Origin of the sequence: Streptomyces macrolidinus, from assembly GCF_023887685.1 — a bacterium.
Taxonomy (GTDB): domain Bacteria; phylum Actinomycetota; class Actinomycetes; order Streptomycetales; family Streptomycetaceae; genus Streptomyces; species Streptomyces macrolidinus.
In genome coordinates this window covers 1-347 of record NZ_JAMWMR010000118.1, presented here as the reverse complement: position 1 = coordinate 347, position 347 = coordinate 1, and the positions used below count along the sequence as shown (strand labels likewise).

General features: G+C 68.3%; 1 protein-coding gene. It reads right to left on the bottom strand.

The window, feature by feature from the left end; genetic code table 11:
* Positions 1-277 (bottom strand): CurL C-terminal domain-containing protein (locus tag NGF19_RS30485; protein WP_308288572.1); only part of this gene is annotated, 277 nt, incomplete at its 3' end.
* Between the last annotated feature and the right edge of the window lie 70 nt (positions 278-347).

Genomic DNA, 347 nt, shown 5'->3' with positions numbered 1-347 from the left:
GGCACTTGAGGCTGCCGAGCAGATCTACGGTGTCGGGCCCGACGGCCACCGCTCGATACTCCAACTGTGCCCGTCGATTCGCCAGTTCACTTGCGACCGCGACCGCGTTCAGATCGGCGGCGCCTTCGGCTTCGACGGATTCAGCAAGCCGGTCGACTTGCGCGTCGAGCGCCCCCGGGCTCTTCGCCGACACCACCCACGGCACAACACCAACCGAGGGAACGTCGCAGGGCTCCTCGGTCCCGGCCTCCTCCGCCGGAGCCTCCTCGATCACCACATGCGCGTTCGTCCCACTGATACCGAACGCCGACACACCTGCCCTGCGCGGCGCACCGTCCTCACGACGG